The 21,123-nt window shown below is 70.8% G+C and carries 20 protein-coding genes; 11 read left to right on the forward strand and 9 right to left on the reverse strand.

Going from position 1 to position 21,123, the window contains the following annotated elements:
* A complete protein-coding gene (ccsB, locus tag J2X55_RS14945; RefSeq protein ID WP_309824354.1) occupies positions 1 to 1,008 on the forward strand; it encodes a c-type cytochrome biogenesis protein CcsB in 1,008 nt (335 codons plus the stop codon).
* Between the two features lie 191 nt (positions 1,009 to 1,199).
* On the opposite strand, the gene J2X55_RS14950 is transcribed toward ccsB, so the two are convergent.
* From J2X55_RS14950 to J2X55_RS14960, 3 genes are all read right to left on the reverse strand, one after another.
* Positions 1,200 to 2,102 (reverse strand): hypothetical protein, encoded by a 903-nt coding sequence (locus J2X55_RS14950; protein ID WP_309824356.1) that lies wholly within the window; start codon positions 2,100 to 2,102, stop codon positions 1,200 to 1,202.
* Positions 2,103 to 2,344: 242 nt separating this feature from the next.
* Positions 2,345 to 4,432, reverse strand: coding sequence for a YhgE/Pip domain-containing protein (locus J2X55_RS14955; RefSeq protein WP_309824358.1), 2,088 nt, complete (start codon positions 4,430 to 4,432; stop codon positions 2,345 to 2,347).
* On the reverse strand, positions 4,429 to 7,323 hold the full coding sequence (locus tag J2X55_RS14960) for an MMPL family transporter (RefSeq protein WP_309824360.1): 2,895 nt from the start codon (positions 7,321 to 7,323) through the stop codon (positions 4,429 to 4,431). The genes J2X55_RS14955 and J2X55_RS14960 overlap by 4 nt, the downstream gene beginning before the upstream one ends.
* 116 nt (positions 7,324 to 7,439) lie before the next feature.
* Between J2X55_RS14960 and J2X55_RS14965 the strand changes: the two genes are divergently transcribed.
* Positions 7,440 to 8,066 carry a TetR/AcrR family transcriptional regulator gene (locus J2X55_RS14965; RefSeq protein WP_115919671.1) on the forward strand — a complete coding sequence of 209 codons (627 nt, stop codon included), beginning with the start codon at positions 7,440 to 7,442 and terminating at the stop codon, positions 8,064 to 8,066.
* Here the strand turns inward: J2X55_RS14965 and J2X55_RS14970 are convergent.
* Both J2X55_RS14970 and J2X55_RS14975 read right to left on the reverse strand, forming a co-directional pair.
* Entirely contained in the window at positions 8,053 to 9,054 is a 1,002-nt protein-coding gene (locus J2X55_RS14970) for an o-succinylbenzoate synthase (protein ID WP_309824364.1), read from the reverse strand. The two genes, J2X55_RS14965 and J2X55_RS14970, sit on opposite strands and share 14 nt — an antisense overlap.
* 16 nt (positions 9,055 to 9,070) lie before the next feature.
* Entirely contained in the window at positions 9,071 to 9,253 is a 183-nt protein-coding gene (locus J2X55_RS14975; RefSeq protein ID WP_309824369.1) for a hypothetical protein, read from the reverse strand.
* 92 nt (positions 9,254 to 9,345) lie between these two features.
* On the opposite strand from J2X55_RS14975, the gene J2X55_RS14980 reads away from it, so the two are divergent.
* Positions 9,346 to 10,143, forward strand: coding sequence for an LLM class F420-dependent oxidoreductase (locus tag J2X55_RS14980; protein WP_115919665.1), 798 nt, complete (start codon positions 9,346 to 9,348; stop codon positions 10,141 to 10,143).
* A gap of 40 nt (positions 10,144 to 10,183) precedes the next feature.
* Here J2X55_RS14980 and J2X55_RS14985 read toward each other — a convergent pair whose 3' ends face one another.
* On the reverse strand, positions 10,184 to 10,414 hold the full coding sequence (locus J2X55_RS14985; protein WP_309824372.1) for a hypothetical protein: 231 nt from the start codon (positions 10,412 to 10,414) through the stop codon (positions 10,184 to 10,186).
* 18 nt (positions 10,415 to 10,432) lie between these two features.
* Positions 10,433 to 11,566, reverse strand: coding sequence for a Fic family protein (locus tag J2X55_RS14990; RefSeq protein WP_309824374.1), 1,134 nt, complete (start codon positions 11,564 to 11,566; stop codon positions 10,433 to 10,435).
* Between the two features lie 185 nt (positions 11,567 to 11,751).
* Here J2X55_RS14990 and J2X55_RS14995 point away from each other — a divergent pair, with 185 nt between their 5' ends.
* The 3 genes from J2X55_RS14995 to J2X55_RS15005 are packed head-to-tail and all read left to right on the forward strand — an operon-like array spanning position 11,752 to position 14,811.
* Entirely contained in the window at positions 11,752 to 12,654 is a 903-nt protein-coding gene (locus tag J2X55_RS14995) for a 1,4-dihydroxy-2-naphthoyl-CoA synthase (protein WP_309824376.1), read from the forward strand.
* A 16-nt stretch (positions 12,655 to 12,670) separates the two neighbouring features.
* Complete coding sequence (locus J2X55_RS15000) at positions 12,671 to 13,828, forward strand: AMP-binding protein (RefSeq protein WP_115919657.1); 1,158 nt, start codon at positions 12,671 to 12,673, stop codon at positions 13,826 to 13,828.
* Positions 13,829 to 13,839: 11 nt separating this feature from the next.
* Positions 13,840 to 14,811: a 1,4-dihydroxy-2-naphthoate polyprenyltransferase gene (locus J2X55_RS15005; RefSeq protein WP_309824378.1), complete on the forward strand. Its 972-nt coding sequence runs from the start codon at positions 13,840 to 13,842 to the stop codon at positions 14,809 to 14,811.
* Between the two features lie 79 nt (positions 14,812 to 14,890).
* Here J2X55_RS15005 and J2X55_RS15010 read toward each other — a convergent pair whose 3' ends face one another.
* Positions 14,891 to 15,226 carry a DUF4229 domain-containing protein gene (locus tag J2X55_RS15010; protein WP_309824381.1) on the reverse strand — a complete coding sequence of 112 codons (336 nt, stop codon included), beginning with the start codon at positions 15,224 to 15,226 and terminating at the stop codon, positions 14,891 to 14,893.
* Between the two features lie 109 nt (positions 15,227 to 15,335).
* Between J2X55_RS15010 and J2X55_RS15015 the strand changes: the two genes are divergently transcribed.
* The 3 genes from J2X55_RS15015 to J2X55_RS15025 are packed head-to-tail and all read left to right on the forward strand — an operon-like array spanning position 15,336 to position 18,443.
* On the forward strand, positions 15,336 to 15,752 hold the full coding sequence (locus J2X55_RS15015; RefSeq protein WP_115919651.1) for a PLDc N-terminal domain-containing protein: 417 nt from the start codon (positions 15,336 to 15,338) through the stop codon (positions 15,750 to 15,752).
* Positions 15,753 to 15,755: 3 nt separating this feature from the next.
* Positions 15,756 to 17,531 carry a 2-succinyl-5-enolpyruvyl-6-hydroxy-3-cyclohexene-1-carboxylic-acid synthase gene (menD, locus tag J2X55_RS15020; protein ID WP_309824383.1) on the forward strand — a complete coding sequence of 592 codons (1,776 nt, stop codon included), beginning with the start codon at positions 15,756 to 15,758 and terminating at the stop codon, positions 17,529 to 17,531.
* Between the two features lie 54 nt (positions 17,532 to 17,585).
* Positions 17,586 to 18,443, forward strand: a complete 858-nt coding sequence (locus J2X55_RS15025; RefSeq protein ID WP_309824384.1) for a polyphosphate kinase 2 family protein — start codon at positions 17,586 to 17,588, stop codon at positions 18,441 to 18,443.
* 1 nt (position 18,444) lies between these two features.
* Here the strand turns inward: J2X55_RS15025 and J2X55_RS15030 are convergent, their stop codons facing one another.
* A complete protein-coding gene (locus J2X55_RS15030; protein WP_115920002.1) occupies positions 18,445 to 19,659 on the reverse strand; it encodes an isochorismate synthase MenF in 1,215 nt (404 codons plus the stop codon).
* A gap of 167 nt (positions 19,660 to 19,826) precedes the next feature.
* Here J2X55_RS15030 and J2X55_RS15035 point away from each other — a divergent pair, with 167 nt between their 5' ends.
* Both J2X55_RS15035 and J2X55_RS15040 read left to right on the forward strand, forming a co-directional pair.
* The gene (locus J2X55_RS15035) at positions 19,827 to 20,390 is read left to right on the forward strand and encodes a DUF402 domain-containing protein (protein WP_309824386.1); all 564 of its coding nucleotides are present in this window, start codon (positions 19,827 to 19,829) and stop codon (positions 20,388 to 20,390) included.
* 9 nt (positions 20,391 to 20,399) lie between these two features.
* Positions 20,400 to 21,119: a demethylmenaquinone methyltransferase gene (locus J2X55_RS15040; RefSeq protein ID WP_309824389.1), complete on the forward strand. Its 720-nt coding sequence runs from the start codon at positions 20,400 to 20,402 to the stop codon at positions 21,117 to 21,119.
* The last annotated feature ends 4 nt before the right edge of the window (positions 21,120 to 21,123 follow it).

Consider the following 21,123-nt stretch of genomic DNA (forward strand, 5'->3'; position numbering starts at 1 on the left):
ATGCCCGGAACCGACCCGCTTCTCCTCGACGAGATCTCCCTCCTCCTGGTGTGGACGGCGGTCGCCATCTACGTGCTGGCGTTCATCGCGTACGCCATCGACCTCGCGCGCCGCTCCGACCTCGCGCTGAAGGCGAAAGACGAGGTCGTCGCGCGCGAGCTCGTGACGGCGGGCGGCGGGGGAGTGATCTCCTCGGGCTCCGGGTCTGCGGCATCCGCTTCTTCGGCCAAGCCCCGATACCTGTGGGCGCGGCTCGGCACGGTGCTGACGGCCCTCGGCTTCGTCTTCCACCTCGTCGCGACGGTGCTGCGCGGTGTCGCGGCCGGACGCGTGCCGTGGTCGAACATGTACGAGTTCGCCCTCACCGGTCTGCTGCTGATCATCGCGGTGTACCTCGCCGTGCTGACGCGGTACGACCTGCGCTTTCTCGGCTCGCTCATGGCCGGTCTCGCCGTGCTGCTGCTCGGCGGGGCGACCCTCGCCTTCCACGTCGAGGTCGTGCCCCTGGCCGATCCGCTCAAGTCGGTCTGGCTCGTCGTGCACGTGTTCGTCGCGAGCCTGGCGACGGCCTTGTTCGCTCTGGCGTTCGGCCTGTCGGTCGTGCAGCTCATCCAGACGCGCCGCGAGCGCAAGCTCGCCGAAGCACCCGCGGATGCCGAGACCAAGCGCAGCTTCCTGCGCACGGTTCCGAATGCCGATGCGCTCGAGTCGCTCGCCTACCGGTTCGCGATCGTCGGCTTCATTTTCTGGACCTTCACGCTCATCGCCGGCTCCATCTGGGCCAACGACGCGTGGGGCCGTTTCTGGGGCTTCGACACCAAGGAAGTCTGGACCTTCGTCATCTGGGTGCTCTACGCCGGGTACATCCACGCGCGAGCGACGCGCGGCTGGCGCGGCACCCGCTCGGCCTGGCTGTCGATCATCGGCTTCACAGCGGTGCTGTTCAACTTCACGATCGTCAACGTCTTCTTCAAGGGCCTGCACGCGTACAGCGGCCTGACGACCTGACGCGAAACGTGCGCTGCGCGCGTCGCAGCGCTGGCGCGTCTGTGCGGGCGCCCCGCAGCCCTGGCGTACCCGCCGTGCCCGTCCCCCTGTTGAGTGTCCAAGACACCCGGACGATTTTCGAATCCGTCCGGGTGTTTTGGACACTCAAAGTGCGTTGTGGCGGCTGGACGCACCATGTGGGCGGCGGGCGGTCACGAGGGCGCGACGGAGCCCGGCCAGCCGCGCGATATCAGAGCTCGCCGCGTCGGGTCGACAACACGCGCGTGGGGTTCGCGAAGGTGGTGGTCGAGCACGCGGATGAGGATCCAGCCCTGTCCGGCGATGGCCGGCCACCGGTCGGCATCCCGTCGGAACTGCGTCAGGTCGGCATGCTGGCGCCCGTCATACTCCACGGCGACACGGTAGGCGGGGTAGGCCATGTCGAGGCGGGCGACGAAGCGCCCCGCTGCGTCGCGGAGCGCCCAGTTCAGCTCGGGTTCCGGCAGACCCGCGCGCACGATCACGAGACGGACGGCTGATTCGCGAGGTGACTCGGCACCCACACGAAGGAACGGTACGGCCGCTGCCAGCGCCTTTGCGCCCCGGCGGCGCGGGCGCTCGGCGGCCTCGACCAGGTCTGCGTGATCAACGAGACCGGCCGTCAGGAGCGCATCGCCCGCGGCGACGAGGGGGTCCTCCCCGAGCGAAGAGGCGAGTTGCGCCCACGTTTCGGCGGGATTCCCAACGGGAAGGCCGTGGCGCAGCGTCAGAAGGTCGGGCGACATTTCGAGTCGGTGCCCGATGATGCCTCGTGTGCGGGGCTCCCGCCCGGGCGCGATGGCCGACACGTGCAGGTGTTCCGGCGCGGGGCCGGGCAGCGGTATACCCCACAGCAGTGCCGCCGTCTGGTGGCTGAAGAACTGCGCCCCGGTGAGCCTGGGCTCGTACGCGCGGCATCGGTCGACGGTGGTGACGAGATCCATCGAGGTGCGCGTCCCATGGAACGGTGTGCTGAGGTCCATCGCCGTCAGCCGGTCGCGCGGAACGCCGAGCCGTTTCGCCTCGCGCACGGTGAAGGACGTCCCGAGTTCTACGGGGAGTGGTCGGCGTCGCACGCACCCACTTCAGCGCGTGGTGGCGTGGGGCCGCGTACCTAACCGGCCCGATTGTGGACGGTTCCAAGAACGCGGGTGCGGGGGAGGAGTCGCCACGCGCGGTCGTCGACGCTCATACCCGCCGTGAGTGTCCAAAACACCCGGACGGTTTCGAAATTCGTCCGGGTGTTTTGGACACTCAACAGGGTGGGAGGGAGCGGGAGCGGGAGGGGGAGCGGGAGCGGGAGCGGGAGCGGGGCCGGTCAGCCCGCGGTCGCGACCGCGGCGCGCGCCGAAACCGTGCGGCGACGCACCACCACCAGCGTCGTCACCACCAGCGCGAGCACGGCCCAGACCACGAGCCCCGCGGCACCCGCCCCTACGCCGCCGATGGACGACAGCGCGCCGAGCATCGCGTCGTAGGCGGGGGACGTCGGCAGCAGCGAAGCGAACGCCGCGAGCACGGGAGGCACCGTCGAGACGATGCTCGTCGCGAGGGCCAGTGCCCCGACGATCGCTGCGATCCAGCGCCCTGCGCCGCCGAAGAGGGCGACGAGGGCCTGATTGACGGCCGCGAACGCCACGCCCGCGACGACGCAGATCATCGCGAACAGGGCCCAGTCGCCCCAGTCGTAGTCGGATGCCACCTGCACCACGCCCGCGACCAGGAGGCCCTGCACGGCTCCGACGATCGCCGCGGGGGCGAAGCCGCGCAGCGCGACGAGCGCCGACGGGCGGCGGCTGGTGAGGGCGCGGGCCGATACGGCTTGGAACACGACGAACGAGGCGAGGGCGCCGAACCACAACACCGCCATGGCCAGCAGCGGCACGGCCGCCCCGCCGAAGAGCGCGTCGGTGCCGCCCGTGGCGGAGACGGGGTCGGCGACGACATCGGCGAGGTTCGTGGCCTGGGCGTCGGTGTAGGTGGGCAGCTTCGACACGGCCGTGTCGAGCCCGTCCGCGAGAGAGGTGGTGCCCGTCGCGACCTGGGTCACGCCGTCGGCGAGCTGGGCGGCTCCGGTCTCGGCGCCGGAGGCTCCGGATGCCAGCTGCCCGGCGCCCGAGGCGAGGGCCGAGGCCCCCGTGCCGAACTGGCGCGCGCCGTCGGCGAGCTTCGTGGCTCCGGTGGCGACCCCGTCCATGCCGCCGGCGATCGTGTTCAGGCCCGACGAGGCGTCACGCGCTCCGTCCGCGAGTCCCGCCGCGCCGTCGCCCAGCTTCTGGTTGGCGTCGGCGATCTGACGCACACCGGCGGGGAGCTGGGTGGCTTGGCCGGCGAGGGCGCCGATCTGCGTCACGGTCTGCGTCGCTTGCGGCAGCGCCTTGTTCGCCGCGGCGGAGGCGTTGCGCAGCGCCTGGCACTGCTCGGGAGTACCGGTGCAGTCGTCGGCGGCTTTCTGCAGCGCGGCGGCGGCGTCGACCAGGGCCTGATTGACCTGGGGCGCGGCCTTCGAGAGGGCGGCAGCGTCGTCGGCGAACGTGGGCGGGATCTGGTCGGCCAGGCCGTTGATCTGCTTCGCGAGTTCGCGGTTGCCCGCGGCGATGCCGTCGGCTCCGGTCGCGAGCTTGCCCACGCCCGCGGCCGCCTGGCGCGTGCCGTTGGCGAGCGCTCCGGCTCCCGTGGAGAGCTGGGCGGCGCCGTCGGCGAGCGGTGCGGCTCCCGCGGCGAGCTGCGAGGCGCCATCGGCCAGCCCGGTCGCACCCGTGGAGAGCTGCCCGAGGCCGTCGCGCAGGCTCCCCGCACCGTTCGCGGCCTGCGAGGCGCCGTCGGCGAGCTGGTGAGCGCCGCTCGCCGCCGAGCCGAGCTGGTCGCTCAGGGTCGTGAATCCGAGGAAGACGTTCTTCAGGTACTGCGACGACAGCGTGCTGCCGTAGACGTTCGAGGCGGTGGATGCCAGAGCCCCGGTGATCGCGCCGTCGACGACGCGCGCGTTGGGGGCCGTCTGAACGTCGATCGTGGCCTTCTCGGGCGTCTCGCCCGGGCGGGTCGAGAGCGAGGCGGCGGTGAAGTTCTCGGGGATCGTGACGACGGCGGTGTAGGTGCCGTCCTGGAGTCCCGCCGCGGCGTCCTCGTCGTTCGAGATAACCCAGTCGATGTTGCTCGGCTGGTCGTCGGCGCCCTTCACGAGGCCGCCGGTCAGCTGGCGCCCGAGGGGCACGAGCTGCCCGTCGAGCTCCACGGCCTTGTCGTCGTTGACGATCGCGGCCGTGATGTTCTCGAGGCGGTCGGTGGGCTTGTAGAGCGCGCCGACGAGGATGCCGCCGATCACGGCGGGCAGCAGCAGCACGCCGATGAGCGTGAGCCAGGTGACGGGGCGGCGCGAGCGGGAGCGCTCGACGGGGAGAGTCATGCGAACACCTCGGAGAGATCGGCGAAGGTTTCGGGTTCGGGGCGGTGGCGACGCGGGGTCGGCAGGGCGAGGGACGTGACGTCGGGGCGCTGCGCGTCGGCGAGCAGTGCGAGAGCGCGGCGTTCGTCGCGGGCCGACACGATGAGCGTGAACGGCGACGAGGCGTCGTCGCTGCGCTCGCGGGCCTCGGTGGCTGCCCGGCGCAGCACCTGGGCCACGTCGTCCCGGTCGTCGTCATCGAGCAGATCGACGTCGGACACGAGCACCACGCGGCTGCCGCCCGAGGCGGCCCGGGCGACCTCGGCCGTCGCTTCGGCGGGGTCGTCGAGCAGGGCGAGGCCGACGCGGCTGCGAACGGCTCCGGCCCGTTCCGGCACGAGCAGACCGTCGACGCGCAGGAGCCCTTCGATTCGCGACAGCCGGCCCGACAGGGCGAGCAGCAGGGCCCTGGTCGTGCGCGTCTCGCCGGTCACCAGCAGCGTTCCGCCGTACTCCAGTCGCAGCGACACGTCCGAGAACACCGGCTCCTCGGCATCCGTGGATCCGACCGTGCGCAGCTCGTCGGCGGCGATCGCCATCGCGGGCTCGGCCGGCCAGTCGGCCAGGCGCACCTCGCGCTCCACGGCCTCGCCCTCGACGTCGAGTTTGGGCAGCAGCCGGTCGAGCCAGCGCGGCATCCACCATGCTTTCGCGCCCAGCAGGGCGAGGATCGCGGGCACCAGCGTCATGCGCACGAGGAACGCGTCGACCGCGACACCCACGGCCAGTCCCAGGGCGATGGGCTTCAGGCTCGAGTCCCCCTCGGGTACGAAGGCGACGAAGACGGCGAACATGATGACCGCGGCGGCCACGACGACGCGGGCGGATGCCGAGAACCCGCTGCGGACGGCTCCGAGCGCGACCTCACGCGGCGTGCGGCCCTCGCGGTCGGCGTGCACGTAGTCCTCGCGCATGCGCGAGACGAGGAACACCTGGTAGTCCATGGCGAGCCCGAAGAGCACACCCATGACGACGATCGGCATGAAGCTGATGATGGGTCCGATCTTGGCGACGTGCAGGGCGTCGGCGAACCAGCCCCATTCGAACACCGCTGCCACGACGCCGAACGACGCGGCGACCGAGAGCAGGTAGCCGCCGGCGGCGGTGAGCGGAACCCAGATCGAGCGGAACACGATCATCAGCAGCACGAGCGACAGGCCCACCACGAACAGGCCGAAGGGGAGCAGGGCGGCACCCAGTTGGTCGGAGATGTCGATCGTGACGGCCGTGTAGCCGGTGACGAGCAGGTGGACGCCGAACTGGTCGTAGAGACGCGGTTCGGCGGCGCGAAGTTCGCGCACGAGGTCGGCGGTGCGCGGGTCGTCGGGGGCCGTGTCGGGCACGATCTGCACGATGCCGGTGTCGGCGGTCTCGTTGGGGGTGGCGAGCGCCACCTTCGCGACTCCCGGGATCTTCGCGATCTCGTCGCCGATGCTCGTCATGAGATTCAGCGGATCGTTCGAGGTGACGATCGTGCCGGTCATGATGAGCGGGCCGTTGGCACCCGGGCCGAAGTACTCGTCGGTCAGTTCGTACGCGACGCGCGCTTCGTCTCCCTTCGGCAGCTGTCCGGCGTTGGGCAGGGTGAGGGCCAGCGAGGCTGCGGGGATCGCGGTCACTCCGAGCAGCCCGATCACCGCGACGGTGGTGACGAGGGGATGCCGGGTCACCAGGCCCACCCAGCGCTTGGCGGGTCCGTTGCGCTCGGCCCGCGAAGCGGCGGCGACCGCCTTCTTCTCGCGCTCGGCGGCGGCCTCGGCCAGGGCCTCGGCGTCTTCCTCGGCTGACATACCGCGGCGGCGGCGAGCGGCTTTCGGTCGCTTGTACCCCCAGCCCACCACGCGATGCCCGGCGAATCCGAGGAAGGCGGGGGTGAGCGTCAGGCCGACGCACACCGCGATCGCCACGGCGACCGAGGCGGCGATCCCCATCGTCGTCAGGAACGGGATGCCGGCGAAGCTCAGGCCGATGAGGGCGATGAGCACCGTGATGCCGGCGAAGACGACGGCCGATCCGGCGGTGCCCACGGCGCGGGCGGTCGACTCTTCGGGGTCCATCCCCGCGCGCGTCTGGTCTTGATGTCGCGACACGATGAAGAGGGCGTAGTCGATGCCGACCGCCAGGCCCAGCATCACCGCCAGCAGGGGAGTGGTCGATGACACGGTGGCGAAACCGGTCGCGATGAAGATGAGCCCGATCGACAGGGCGACGCCCAGGATCGCGGTGGCCAGCGGCATCCCGGCGACCAGGAACGAACGGAACGTCACCATGAGGACGAGGGCGGCGATGAGCACCCCGAGTGCCTCGGTCAGCGAGGCGCCGGGGATCTCGGTGGCGAAGAGCTGGCCGCCCAGCACCGCCTGCGATCCCGAGGGGAGGTCGGACCCCAGAGCCGTGGTGGCCTCGCGAAGCGCCTCTTTGGTGTCGGCGGGTACCTCGGTCGACTCGCCGGCGAACTGGATGCGGACGATCGCGGCCCGGCCGTCGTCGGAGATGCCGCCCGCGATCCGCGCGTCGTACGGGTCGGTGACGGCCTCGACGAAGTCGAGCCCGCCGATGTCGGCGGACGTCTTCTGGACGGCATCCTGGTAATCCTGGTCGCGCACGCTCGCGCCGTCGGCGGAGACGACGAGGATCTCGGCGCTCGCTCCGCTCACCTGGGGGAAGGTGCGGCTGAGCATCTCGAGGCCGGCCTGCGACTCGGTGCCGGGGATCGAGAAGGTGTTGTCGGTGCCTTTCGCGAACACGGCGACGCCGCCGCCGGCGATCACCAGGACCAGCAGCCAGCCGGTCAGCACGCGCCAGGGGTGGCGGAACGACCAGCGACCCAGGGTGTACAGGAATGTCGACACGGCGGCTCCCACGATCGGTGAACGAGTCGATACATCACCGTATCGGATACATCAATGTATCGTAGCTCGGGAGGGTGCGATCCTGGCTGGACGTCCACCCAGAACAGGAGACGCGGATGACCGACACCGCACCCGCCCCTTCGCGTCGGCGCGAGAACACCCGGACGCGCCTCATGGACGCCGCCGCGGAGATGTTCGCCGAGGTCGGCATCGACGCCGCCTCGGTCGAGGCGATCTGCGACCGCGCCGGTTTCACGCGCGGCGCCTTCTACTCGAACTTCGCCTCGAAGGAGGAGCTGTTCCTCGCCCTGTGCGCGCGCTCCGCCGAGAGCACGATCGCCGCCGTGCGCGAACGCGTCACCTCGATCGAAGACCGGGGACTGGATGCCGCGGGCGAGGTCCTGCATCTCGTGCAGGGCGTGCTCGAGGTCGCGGGCGAAGACCGGCTCGACGTCCTCCTCGGTGCCGAGACGCGCGTCCAGGCGCTGCGCAATCCCGAGTTCGCCGCCGCTTACCTCTCGTCGAACGGCGCGCTGTGCGAGAGCGTCACGCAGCTCGTCCGCGACATCGCCGAGGCGAAGGGGCTGACTCTGCGCCTGCCCGCCGACGTCGCCACTGAGCTCCTTCTTTCGGCCTGGGTCTCGGCCGCCGAGACCGCCGTGATGACGGGCGTGTCTCCCGCCGCCTCAAGAGCGCAGCTGGGGGAGCGCCTGTCGCAGATCGTGCGCCTCATCCTGGAGTGATCTCGAGCAGGGCGTAGCACCGTCGCAGCCGGTCCATCCACCACTCGCGTCGCTCAGCGGTCGCGGACACCCGGTCGAGGTCGGTCGAGGTGGGGCGGGGGCGCTCGAGTGTCAATGCTCCGTCGCGCGCGACGAGGGGGGATGCCACCACGTCGGCCGTGAAGAGCGATGCGGTGCCGAGGCCGCAGTCGTAGTCGAGCTCGGGAAGCGCGGCGGCGAGGGCGACGCCCATCGACAGGCCGATGGAGGTGTCGAGCGCGCTGGAGACGACGGCCGGGAGTCCCGCCTCGGCGACGATCCGTCGCGCGGCGCGCGTTCCGCCGAGCGGCTGCGCTTTCACGACCAGCAGGTCGGCGGCACCCGCTCGCGCGACCCGCAGCGGGTCGGCGGCCTTGCGCACGCTCTCGTCCGCGGCGATCGGGATGTCGAGGTAGGCGACCCGCTCGCGCACCTGAGCCAGTTCCTCGACCTCGGCGCACGGCTGCTCGACGTATTCGAGATCGAACTCGGCGAGGGCGTGGATCGCCCGCTCGGCCTCATCGACGTTCCACGCGCCGTTGGCGTCGACGCGCACGCGACCCTCGGGGCCAGAGGCCTCGCGGACCGCTCGGACGCGAGCGATGTCGTCGGCGAGCGACTGTCCCGGCTCGGCGACCTTCACCTTGACCGTCCGGCATCCGTCGTACCGGGCGAGGATCCGCGGTACCTCGGAGGCGTCGACGGCGGGCATCGTGGCGTTGACGTGGACGAGGCCACGCACCGCCGGGGGTGCGGCGTTCCATCCGAAGTCGATCGCTCCCGCGAGCCAGGTCGCCGCCTCGCGGTCGCCGTACTCGACGAACGGCGAGAACTCCGTCCACCCTTCCGGACCCTCGAAGACGAGCGCTTCGCGCGTCTCGATCCCCCGGAAGCGAGCGGCGAGCGGGAGGGCGACCACCCGTGCCGTCTCGAGGATGTCGGCGAGCGGGGGGAGGGGCGCGGTGCTCATGCCCTCATCCTCACGCTCAGCGGTGGTTCGGCGCGGGTGGCCCGCCGGGGAGGAACTTCTGCCGTTCGTCGCTGTACAAGGGGGAGAGGTTGCGCTGGTGATCGAGCGATTCCATCGCGGCCTCGGATTCCGCGGGGGTGCGGCGCGTACCGAGCAGGTAGTCGCGCACTCGCGCGAGCCGGGACATCTTCTTCGTCATGCGGACTCCGATCGTCTGGCCTTTCCACGCTACGTCGATCGGGCCGCGGAATCCACCGCCCGGGTGTCGGAGGGCGGGCATAGGCTGACGCCATGCTCTTCGATACCCCCGTCCGGCTCGGCGTGCAGATCCAGCCGCAGCACGTGCAGTATTCCGACATCCGCGACGCCGTCCTCCGTCTTGAAGAGATGGGCGTCGACGTCCTGTTCAACTGGGACCACTTCTTCCCGCTGTTCGGCGAGCCCGACGGCGAGCACTTCGAGTCGTGGACCATGCTCTCCGCCTGGGCCGAGCAGACCGAGCGCGTCGAGTTCGGCGCCCTCGTCAACTGCAACAGCTACCGCAACGCCGACCTGCAGGCCGACATGGCCCGCACCGTCGACCACATCAGCAAGAAGGGCGGCGACACCGGCCGCTTCATCTTCGGTACCGGCTCGGGCTGGTTCCAGCGCGACTACGACGAGTACGGCTTCGACTTCGGAACGGCCGGCTCTCGTCTGAACGCGCTCGCTGCCGATCTCGACCGGGTCGTCGACCGGTGGGGCAAGCTCAACCCGGCACCCACCCGCAAGATCCCCGTCATGATCGGGGGAAAGGGCGAGCAGAAGACGCTGCGCATCGTCGCGCGTCACGCCGACATCTGGCACAGCTTCGTCACGCCCGACGAGCTGCCGCACAAGTTCGAGGTCATTGAAAAGTGGGCCGAGACCGAGGGGCGCGACCTGTCGGGCCTCGTCGTCTCGAACGAGCTGAAGGACCGCGACGAAGACGTGGCCGACGCCCTGTACGACGCCGGGACGCGCCTGTTCACGCTCGGGTTCGGCGGCCCCGACTGGGATTACTCGCTCGTCGAGCGCTGGCTGCGCTGGCGCGACAGCAAGAACGCCTGAAACGAGCGGCGCCCCGATCCGCTCGGGGCGCCGTTCCGTCTCACGGCGTGAACTGCGCGCCTCCGGACGTTCCCGTCCAGGTCTTCGCCGCTTCGCCCGCGTAGTACGCGGTCTCGCTCTGGTGGTTCATCGACCGCCGTGCGTCTTCGGACTGATCGTGCGAGGGCACCCCGAGGAAGTACTCGCGGATGCGGCCCAGAATCGACACCTTCTTCGCCATGATGACTCCGATCGTCGGGTCGCCCAGGATACGGGGATTGTTGCGGGGCATCCACCGTCTCGGCACGTGTCAGTCGGCCGAGAGCATGCGTGGCAGGTATCCGAGTGCATCGAGCCGTCGAACGAGGCGAGGCGCAAGCGGGCCCCGCGCGAGCGAGACCCGGTAGAACCGGGGCCCTTCTTCGGCTTGCTGAAGCAGAGATCGGTCGCGCAGGTTGCGGATGAACCGCGAGCGGTGGGATGCCGTCCCGGGAACGATCTGTTCGAGATCGCCCGCCTTGATCACGCCGCTCTCGAGGGCGGCCCTCAAGGCCGCGTGTTCTTCGCGCGAGACGATCCCGTCACGGCTTAACGATTCGAGGGCCGGGCCCACCAATTCGTCGATGACGAACGTGTGCCTCTGGAGTTCGAGCAGGCGAGCGATGTCGTCGCGGATGCCGCGCACGAAGAACTCGGCCCAGGCGACGGTGCCGGTGTCCGTGAGATCGTCGGCGCTCTCGAGAGCGGAGATGTACGCGTCTCGATCGTTCCCGAAGACCGCGGTGGGGTTCATCGCGCTGAACCCTCGCGTGGCGAAGATGGTTCGGCGCAGCATCGCGTACGTGAACAGGCGTGAAACCCGTCCGTTCCCGTTACGGAACGGGTGGATCCACACGAAACGATGATGCGCGACAGCGATCTGCAGCATCTGCTCATGGAGGGGTTTCGACTCGTTGGCGAAGTCGAGGAGAGAAGTCATCTCCGAGTGCACCGTGACCCAGGACGGGGGCACGTGCGCCGAGTTGGCGATCGCCACTTCGTGTTCTCGGTATGCGCCGGGGGTGGGGTCGCCCTCCCTGCTCAGTCCGTCGACCACACGACGGTGGATTTCACGAATGAGATGGTGTGTCAGAGGGGCCTCGGGCGGGAGACTGTCGATGAAGCGAGCCGTGGCGGCGATGTTCGTGATTTCGCGAAGCTGATCTGCGCTCGATCCGAGGGAACCATCGATCTGGTCGAGGGCGTCGTACACGGTGGTGTGGTTGCCTTCGATCCGGGCGGAGACCACGCTCATGACCAGGTCGAACAACTGGTGGAGTTCTAAGAAGGTGTCTTTCGGGGTGTCGCCCGTACCGATGTCCGCTCGCAGGCGTTCGATCTCGAACAGAGTGGCCACCAGAGGCGACTCGAAGTCGAGTTTCGGCATCGAGTACTTGTCCACCACGGTCGGCCCTTCTTGCGGTAGCACGCGTGATTACTTGCGCGATAGATCGCGTGAAACTCTATCTGTAAAGGAAAATTCATACGCGTCTTGAGAAATTATTTGCACGACCCGATCAAGAGAACTTGTCATGGTCGCTCTGTTAGCGTGTCCTCCCCCGCCGCAATCCTCGCGCGTAGGCTGATCACGTGACCGTCTCCGAGCTCTTCGATCCCGCGGAATGGACCCTGGCGCCCGGCGCCGCGGACTACACCGACATCACCGCCCACGTGACGCACGACGGGCGCATCGCGCGCATCGCGTTCGACCGGCCCGAGGTGCGCAACGCCTTCCGGCCGCACACCGTCGACGAGCTGTACCGCGCCCTCGACATCGCTCGCCAGGACCACCGCATCGGCGTCGTCCTGCTCACGGGCAACGGCCCGAGCGCGAAGGACGGCGGGTGGGCGTTCTGCTCCGGCGGCGACCAGCGCATCCGCGGCCGCGACGGCTACAAGTATTCGACCGACGAGACCACCGTGCACGACCCGGGTCGCGCCGGGCGACTGCACATCCTCGAGGTGCAGCGGCTCATCCGTTTCATGCCGAAGGTCGTGATCGCCGTGGTTCCGGGGTGGGCCGCCGGTGGCGGGCACTCGCTCAACGTCGTCTGCGATCTCTCGATCGCGAGCGCCGAGCACGGTCGCTTCAAGCAGACGGATGCCGACGTCGGCTCGTTCGACGCCGGGTACGGTTCCGCGTACTTCGCGCGCCAGATCGGGCAGAGGTTCGCGCGCGAGATCTTCTTCCTCGCGGAGGAGTACTCGGCCGAGCGCGCGTATGAGATGGGCGCGATCAACCGCGTCGTGCCGCACGCCGAGCTCGAGCGCGAGGCGCTGTCGATGGCGCGGACGATCCTGACCAAGTCGCCGACCGCGATCCGCATGCTGAAGTACGCCTTCAACGCCGTCGACGACGGGCTCGTGGGCCAGCAGCTCTTCGCCGGAGAGGCGACCCGCCTGGCGTACGGCACCGACGAGGCCGCCGAGGGACGCGATTCCTTCCTCGAGAAGCGCGACCCCGACTGGTCCGACGTCCCGTGGCACTACTGACCGGCGGGGAGTCCTCGTGAGGCTCGAGCCGCCGGCATCCGCCGACCCGCGCGATGTGCTGCGCGCCCTGCGTGCGGCCGTCCTCGGTGCGGGGCCGGCCGTCGCCCTGGGCGGGGCGGACCTTCCGCAGGACGTCCCCCCGGGCACCGCCGCGGTCGTGACGACCTCGGGCTCGACGGGCGTGCCGAAGTCGGTCGTGATCAGCCGCAACGCGCTCATCAGCAGCGCCTACGCCACGGCCTCCCGCATCGGGGAGGGCGCGTGGTTGCTCGCGGTGCCGGCGACCTATGTCGCGGGCGTCCAGGTGATCGTCCGGGCCCTCCTCGCCGATCGCGAGCCGGCGGTCGTCTCCGGTCCCTTCCGCCCCGAGCCGTTCGCCGCGGCGGCCCTCGGCATGGCGTCGCACCTCGACGGCGTCCGCGTCCCGAGCTACACCTCGCTCGTCCCCGCGCAATTGCAGAGACTGCTGGATGCCGCCGAGCACGACGCCACCGTCGCGCAGGCGCTGCGCTCGTTCGAGGCGATCCTCATCGGCGGTCAGGCCCTCGCACCGTCGGTGCGCGAGCGGGCCGAGGCGGCCGGGGCGCGCATCGTGCGCACCTACGGCTCGAGTGAGACCAGCGGCGGCTGCGTGTACGACGGCGTTCCGCTCGACGGTGTCGGCATGGCGATCGTCGACGGCGAGGTTCGCCTTTCGGGCCCCACTCTCGCGGAGGGCTATCTCGGCGATCCCGAGCGCACCGCCGCGGTCTTCCCCCGTGCGGACGGAGAGCGCTGGTACCGCACCGGCGACGGCGGCGACATCGTCGACGGCGTGCTGCACGTCACCGGTCGTCTCGACAACGTCATCGTCTCGGGGGGCGTCAACGTCTCTCTTGATCGGGTCGAAGCCGCTGTGCGCGGCATCCCGGGTCTGGAATCGGCCGTCGTCGTGCCGATCCCGGATGCCGACTGGGGTCAGGGCTCCGCCGTGGTGGTGTCGGGGGGCGCGGCGTCTCGCCGACCGGATCTGCTCGCCGCGATCCGCGAGGTCGTCGGCGCGTCCGTCGGGGCGCCCGCGCGGCCGGCGCGCGTCGTCGTGCTCGAGAAGCTGCCGACGCTGCCGTCGGGCAAGCCCGACCGTGCCACGCTGCGGCGACTCGCGGACGAGGGCGCGCCGAACCCGCGCGACTAGACTGACCCCTCGTGGCAGCCCCGTCTCGCAAGCGTCCGACCCCCGCCCAGAAGCGTCGTCCCGGCGGGAACCCGCAAAGGGTGCAGGGCGGTGCCCCCCGCGCCGTCGCCCCGGCGACCGCGCGCGACTGGATCGCTGCGGCGCGCCTGCGCACCCTGCCCCTGGCGATCACCCCGGTGCTCATCGGGACGGGAGCGGCCACCCTCGTCGACGACGCTCTCCACTGGGTCATCGCGCTCGCCTGCCTGGCGGTCGCCTTCGCGCTGCAGATCGGCGTGAACTACGCCAACGACTACTCGGACGGCATCCGCGGCACCGACGATGTCCGTGTCGGGCCGGGCCGCCTGACCGGCGGCAGGAAGGCGAAGCCGCGCACCGTACTGCTCGTCGCGCTCGCGTTCTTCGCGCTCGCCGCACTCATCGGTCTCGCGCTGGTGATCCGAACGGGGCAGTGGTGGCTTCTGCTGGTGGGCGCCGTGTGCATCGTGGCCGCGTGGTTCTACACCGGGGGTAAGCGCCCGTACGGCTACAACGCGATGGGCGAGATCTTCGTCTTCGTCTTCTTCGGCCTCGTCGCCACCCTCGGTACGACCTGGCTGCAGGTGCTGTCGCTGCCGCAGGAGGCGTGGTTCGGTGCGGTCGCGGCCGGCCTTCTCGCGTGCGCGGTGCTGCTGGCGAACAACCTGCGCGATATCGATCAGGACCGTCTCGCGGGCAAGCGCACGCTCTCAGTGCTCATCGGGCGCCGCGCGACGCAGGTGATCTTCACGGTCTTCGTGCTCGCACCGTTCGCGATCGCGGCGTTCCTGGCGCAGGTCTATCCGCTGGCGTGGCTGGAGGGGCTTCCCCTGCTGGGCGGTCTCGCAGCGATCCTCATCGTCTGGACCTACCGCGCCCCGCGCGAACTCATCACGGCGCTGCAGGTGACGAGCTTCACCTCGGTCGCGTACGGCGCGGTTCTGTTCCTGGCATTCGCGGTCTGAGGCGCCTCGGCCGGACGACCGCGGGAACGCGCGCGTCCGCCTTCACCGGCGGTGAGGTGCGCGAGCGGATGCCCGCGAGTCAGACGCGAGAACGATCGCCCGCAGCGCTCGGGTCTTCGCCGGAATCACTGCGCGTGGCGTCCACCACCGCGTCCTCGGCGTCGGCGTCGCTCTGAGCGGCGGTGCGGCGACCGGCCGCGGTGCGCTCGGCACGGCGCTCGGCGAGGCCGCCGGTGACCTTGTCGAGCGGGCGACGCAGGAACAGCGTCGACAGGCTCAAGCCGATCAGGGCGGCGAAGATCGCGGCGAGCCACGGCAGCTCCTGGAACACCGGGAACAGCAGCAGGATGCCGAGGGGGACGAGGAACGCGAGCAATCGCAGCACCGTGTAGACGAGGGCCGAACGAGCACGCATACAGCCATTCTACGGCGGGTGTCCTCGCCTCGATCCCGGGTCGTTCGACGGCGGAAGACCGCGCGCCGACTCCGGGCCGCTGCCCAGCCGGCGCACGTAGACTCGTGTCATGGCACGGTTGCTTCTCATCCTGGCGCTCGTGGCGACCGTCTTCTGGGTCTACACGATCGTGGACTGCGCCGTGCAGAGCCCCTCCCGTCACCGCGGCGTCAACAAGACCGCGTGGATGGCGATCGTCATCCTGCTCCCCGTGCTCGGCGGCATCCTGTGGTTCGCCATCGGTCGAGGCCGAGCGACGCAGACGGTCGTCCGACGCGCTCCCGACGACGACCCCGAGTTCCTCGGCCGCATGACCGCATCGGCGCGTGCCGAGCAGGACGAGAGGATCCGTCGCCTCGAAGAAGAGCTGGCGCAGCTCGACTCCGACGGCGACGACCCGCAGCCCCCGAAGAAGACGACCGATCCGGGCGACACCCCCGGCAAGGGCGACGACGACACCCGCGGTCAGCGCGGCGCCGTCGGCTGAGCCGTGGCCCCCGAAAACGCGCGCGTCGCCGCGCCGGCCACCGACGCGGCCGCCGCCCTGCTGGCGGGGCTGGTCTCTCGCGGCGTCCGCCATATCGTGGTGAGCCCCGGCTCCCGTTCTCAGGCCCTGGCGCTCGTCGCCGCCGAGCTCGAGCGCGCGGGCCTCGTTCACCTGCACGTGCGCATCGACGAGCGTGTGGCGGGCTTCACCGCTCTGGGCATCGGACGCGAGACCGGGATGCCGGCGGTCGTCGTCTGCACGTCCGGCACCGCCGTGGCCAACCTCGTGCCCGCCGCCCTCGAGGCGCATCACGCCGGGATCCCCCTTCTGCTGCTCACCGCCGACCGCCCGCCCGAGCTGCGCGGGGTCGGCGCGAATCAAACCACCCGGCAGCCGGGGCTCTTTCGCTCCGCCGTCCGCCTCGAGGCCGACCTCGCGGTTCCCGAGACCGTCGACGACGACGCCACCTCCGAGCAGACCGCCGAGCTCGACGCCGTGGCCGCGTCCTCGCTGGCGGCGGCCCTGGGCGAGGGGGCTCGAGCAGCCGGCCCGGTGCACCTGAACGTGCCGTTCCGTGAGCCCCTCGCGGGCGCAGCGCCCTCGTGGATGGTGGAGCGGGCGGCATCCGGAACCGCTCCCACCGGAGATGACGCCGACGGCTCCGGAGCGCACTACCAGGGGGGCGGCGGCATCGGCGAAGCCGACGTGGCGCCCGAAGCCGAGGCGGCGCACGTGATCGAGACCGGGCCGCGGACGGTCGTCGTCGCGGGGGCCGACGCGGGAGCCGCGGCCGAGCAGTTCGCCCACGACGGGGGCTTCCCCCTGGTCGCCGAGATCGTCAGCGGCTCGCGATTCGGGCGGCAGATCGTGCACGGCTACCGCGCGCTCCTGAGCGACCCCGCGCTCGGCGGACGCATCGAACGCGTCGTCGTGTTCGGTCGTCCCACGCTCAGTCGCGAGGTCACGCGCCTGCTCATGCGTGACGACGTCGAGGCGATCGCGGTGCGCGGACCCGGCGAACCGGTGAACCTGAACGGATCCACCCTCGCGGTCGACGCCGTGCGCGTCGGCTCGGAAGAGACCGACCGCGCCTGGCTGGGGGAGTGGATGCGCGCCTCGCGGGCCCGGGCCGTCGACCTCTCGCCGCCCGCCCCCGACGCCGAGGGACTCGCCTCCGCCGTGCCGCACGAGCGGCTCGGGGCGATCAACGCCGAGGTCGAGGTCATGCGCGCGCCCCTCGATCGCGCCGCGTTGGTCGACGCGCTCTGGCGCGCGACGTGGCCCCACGACCGACTCGTCTTCGGTTCGTCGCGCATCGTGCGCGTCGCCGACGAGCTCCTCGGCGGCAAGAAGGTCGCCGTCCACTCCAACCGCGGTCTCGCCGGCATCGACGGAACGATCGCCACGGCCACAGGTGTCGCGCTGGCCAGTCAGGTCGAGGAGCGCCCCGGCGTGACGCGCGTGCTGCTCGGCGATCTCGCCTTCCTCCACGACATGGGCGCGCTGATGCTGCCCCCCGGTGAGACCGAGCCGCGCCTGCAGGTCGTCGTCGGCAACGACGGTGGCGGCACGATCTTCGACGGTCTCGAGGTGGCCGCGGTCGCCGGCGACGACGCGATGGCGCGCGTGCAGTACACACCGCACACGGCCCGCCTCGAGCATCTCGCCCTCGCTTTCGGGTGGGAGTACCACCGCTGCACCACCCGCGTCACCCTCGACCAGGTGCTCACCGCCCCGACCGGCGGGCGTCAGCTGATCGAGGTCCCCCTCCCGCGTTGAACGGCCGCCGTCAACGGGTGGCGATGATCCCGGATGCCACGGCAGCATGACCCCATGAGTTCGAAGAACCGTTGGTCCACGCCCGCCGCCGACGCCCTGCGGGTGGAGCCCGGGTTCCGCCTCGCCGACATCGACCCGCGCTCGACGCCCGGCTACGACGGAGACAAGGACGACGGCCGAGCAGACCTCGAGGCGGGCCGTGGCCCGCTGGAAGGGCTGCAGGAGCGCCTCTTCGCCCAGAGCGTCGCCGGCACCGCCACCGGTTCGGTGCTGCTCGTGCTGCAGGCCATGGACACCGCGGGCAAGGGCGGGATCGTCCGGCACGTCGTCGGCGTGGTCGACCCGCAGGGTGTGGAGCTCGCCTCGTTCAAGAAGCCCACCGCCGAGGAGCTCGAGCACGACTTCCTGTGGCGCATCGAGAAGCGGTTGCCCGATGCCGGTCGCCTCGGCGTCTTCGACCGGTCGCACTACGAGGACGTGCTGATCGGCCGGGTGCGCGAACTCGCCCCCCGCGACGAGATCGAGCGCCGGTACGGTGCCATCGTGTCGTTCGAGGCGCAGGCGGCCGAGATGGGCATCCGCGTCGTCAAGGTCATGCTGCACATCTCGAAGGACGAGCAGCGCGAGCGCCTGGGCGAGCGTCTCGCGCGCCCCGACAAGCACTGGAAGTACAACCCGTCCGACGTCGACGAGAGGAAGCTCTGGGACGCCTACATGGACGCGTACCAGGTGGCGATCGAGCGGACCTCGACGCCTCTGGCACCGTGGCACGTCGTCCCCGCCGACCGCAAGTGGTACGCCCGTCTGGCCGTGCAGCAGTTGCTCATCGACGCCCTCGAGGACATCGACCCGCAGTGGCCGGCGGCGGACTACGACGTCGAGGTCGAGAAGGAGCGGCTGGCGAACTCCTGAGTCAGGCCAGCGCCTCGACGATCGGGCGGAACTTCACCCGCGTCTCCAGCAGCTCCGACTCCGGCACGCTGTCGGCGACGATGCCCGCCCCGGCGTACGCCGTGATCGGGGCCGTGGGCGACGACGGGGCGGCGCGGTCGATCTGCGCGCACCGAAGGGCGATTGCCCACTCTCCGTCGCCCGAGGCCGCGGTCCAGCCGACCGCGCCGGCGTAGCGGCCCCGGTCGAAGGGCTCGAGGCGGCGGATGACGTCCATGGCCGCGGCCGTGGGCGTTCCCGCGACGGCGGCCGTGGGGTGCAGGACCGAGAGCAGGTCGAGCGACGAGGCGTCCTCGCTCAGCTCGCCCTCGACGTCGGTGGCGAGGTGCCAGACGTTCGGGAGCTTGAGCGTGAAGGGCTGGTCCGCGGCTGCGAGGGCCGAGGTGTGGGGAGCGAGGGCTTTCAGCACGCTCTGCACGGCGAACCGGTGCTCGTCCTGGTCTTTCGTGCTCCGGGTGAGCCCGATGGATGCCGCGACATCGGCGTCGGCGTCGCCGCCGCGCGCCACGGTGCCGGCGAGGACACGCGCGGTGACGGTTCCGCCCGAGACCGTGACCAGGGTTTCGGGGCTCGCGCCGATCAAGCCATCGACGGCGAAGACCCAGCAGTCCGGATACCCCTCGAGGAGGGACCGGACCAGGCGACGCAGGTCGGAGCCGGCGGGCACTGTGCCGGTGATGTCGCGCGCCAGGACGACCTTGCCGACCTCGCGACGGCCGATGGCCTCGATCCCCTGACGGACGGCATCCTGATACTTCTCCGCCGTCTGCGCACCGGGGCCGAGCGTGGCGGACCAGTGCGGACCGAAGGGCGAGCGGGGCGGGAGCTCGGGTTCGGGCTCGTCGGGGGTGTCGTCGAAGGCGAGGCGGGTGACCCAGGCGCGACCGCTGTGTCGACCGACGATCATCCCGGGCACGCGCAGGACGTTCTCGCGCTCGGAGCGCGGGTCGAACACGAACGATCCGAAAGCCACGAGGCCCGTTCCGGGAAGCTGCACGGGGTCGTCGACCTCCGCCGCGGCGGCGATCGCGCGCCAGCGCTCCGAGACGGTGGCGTCCCCCGGCTGCTCCCCGGTGTAGCGCAGGGTGAGCAGATCGCCGAAGGCGGCGAGGGACTCCCCGCGACGGCTCCAGAACAGGGGGTCGTAGGGCGTTGTGTACGCCAGCACATCGTCCATGGGGGGCAGCTCGCGCGTGATCACGCGCAGGCGCGGCACGACGTCTTCCGCGGGTTCGAGCACGTCTTTCAGCGTAGACCCGCGTTTAGCGAGCCGGGGGATGGCTCCTCGGGATGCCTCGGTGTCGAGCGAGTCGCGGATGCCCGAGCGCGATTTAGACTCCGAACATGGACCCGCGACCCGCCCCCGGCACCCGCCTGATGTTCGAGTGGCGCAAGTGGGACGGCTCGCCCCACTGGGTCCAGGACAGCGTCTACCTCGGTTCCGACGAGTGGGGCGAGTGGTTCGGCCAGCAGGTGGGCTGGCGGAGCGCCCGCCCGGGAGCCGAGTTCGTGTGTCGTCAACCGAACGTCACCCTGGTTCCGGCGACGGGCGACTGGGCCTTCACCCACAACGCCGACCCGCACCCGGTGGCCGTGTACATCGACCTGGCGTGGGACGTGCGGTGGCACGACGACGGCGTACCCCGTGGCATCGACATGGACCTCGACGTCGTCCGACGCACCGACGACCGCGGCACGTGGATCGACGACCGCGACGAGTGGGACGAGCACCGGGTGCGGTACGGCTACCCGCCCGAGATCGTCACGCACCTCGAGGCGACGGCCCTCGACCTCGAACGACGGGTGCGTGCGCGCGAAGCGCCGTTCTCCGACGACGTGACCGGCCCCTGGCTCGCACGCCTCGCCGCGATGGCAACCCACGAAGACCCCTCGACCCCGCGCGCCTAGAATCGACGGGTGAGCAGCGACCCCAACCGAGCCGACCTCGGCAAAGACCCGCAGCGCGTCAGCGGAATGTTCGACCAGGTCGCGGCAGCGTACGACCGCACCAACACCGTGCTGAGCCTCGGCAACGACCGTCTCTGGCGCGTCGCGACCTTGCGCGCGGTCGCCCCGCAGCGCGGGGAGCGCATCCTCGATCTCGCGGCCGGAACGGGAACCTCGTCGATGGCGTTCGTGCCCAGCGGGGCGCACGTGGTCGCCGCCGACTTCTCGCGCGGCATGATCGAAGAGGGCCGCCGCCGTCACAGCGGCGTCCCGAACCTCGAGTTCGTGCAGGCCGACGCCACCGACCTCCCCTTCGCCGACGGCGAGTTCGACGCCGTGACCATGTCGTTCGGCCTCCGCAACGTCATCGATCCGCGTCGGGCCCTCCGCGAGCTGCGGCGCGTCACGCGCCCCGGCGGTCGCATCGTCGTGTGCGAGTTCTCGCACCCGCCGTCCCGCTCCTTCAACGGGCTGTACCGTTTCTACAACGACCGGGTGCTCCCGATCGTCGCGAAGGCCGTCAGCTCCAACGCCGAGGCCTACGACTACCTCAACGAGTCGATCCGCGACTGGCCCGATCAGCCGACGCTGGCCGGCTGGATGAGGGACGCCGGGTGGGACGACGTCGCCTACCGCAACCTCACCTTCGGCATCGTCGCGCTGCACCGCGGCATCCGCCCCGCTTCTTAACCCC

Origin of the sequence: Microbacterium sp. 1154 (assembly GCF_031455375.1) — a bacterium.
Taxonomy (GTDB): Bacteria; Actinomycetota; Actinomycetes; order Actinomycetales; family Microbacteriaceae; genus Microbacterium.